Below are 675 nucleotides of genomic sequence, written 5' to 3'. Positions count from 1 at the left end.
TACGTTTTTTAGCTCAAGTGTTTCAAACAACACAGGTAAGCCTGAACCGTCATCGAAACTACAACTTGCTTTGATAGCACTTAATGCTATTTCTTCTGAAGTTTGTTCAGAGTCATATGCATTATGCAAAGCTCCCAAGGCATATCGTCTACCTGACCCTACAGCCCAATATTTATTATATTCATCTACACCACGATAATTATCAAACTCGAAGATACCATTAGGTGACAAAATCAAACCGTTAATCTGCGATGATTCAACAGGTTGATCATCATCCTCACTAGTTTCTATGAAATACTCATCTTTTAATATTTCATGAAGTTTAAGAAGAGATTTAAAAATTGAATTTTTATCTGTAAATTCTAAATCATTAGATTCATCGGAAAAGATGTTCTCTAGAATGTTATTGAAATTACCCCAACCAATAATTCCGACATATGAATTTTGATGTTTAAAAAACTTATGATTATGAGTTTTGTTTTCAGGACAAACTTTTATAGTGCCATCTGTTGATAGTGAATCACATGCAATAGTTGCATATCCGTTTTTTTTAACAACTACCAGTGTACTCATAAAACTCCCTAAACGTATAACGCCTCAATCAGAGGCAAAAAATAGTTGGTTAAAATTAGCGACGCAGGAGCAAAACCAACTGTTTTTTGTCCTGCTGAATTG

Annotated in this window: 1 protein-coding gene; it reads right to left on the bottom strand. The window is 33.5% G+C overall.

Going from position 1 to position 675, the window contains the following annotated elements; translation table 11 throughout:
* Positions 1–573, bottom strand: a 573-nt coding sequence (locus P20480_RS18005; RefSeq protein WP_033025375.1) for an Ntn hydrolase family protein, incomplete at its 3' end; no start/stop codon positions are given.
* Positions 574–675 lie beyond the last annotated feature (102 nt).

The organism is Pseudoalteromonas sp. BSi20480 (genome assembly GCF_000241365.1).
In the GTDB taxonomy this organism is placed as follows: Bacteria; Pseudomonadota; Gammaproteobacteria; order Enterobacterales; family Alteromonadaceae; genus Pseudoalteromonas; species Pseudoalteromonas marina.
Note: the sequence above shows the minus strand (reverse complement) of the source record. Positions and strands in the feature narration are given on the sequence as shown.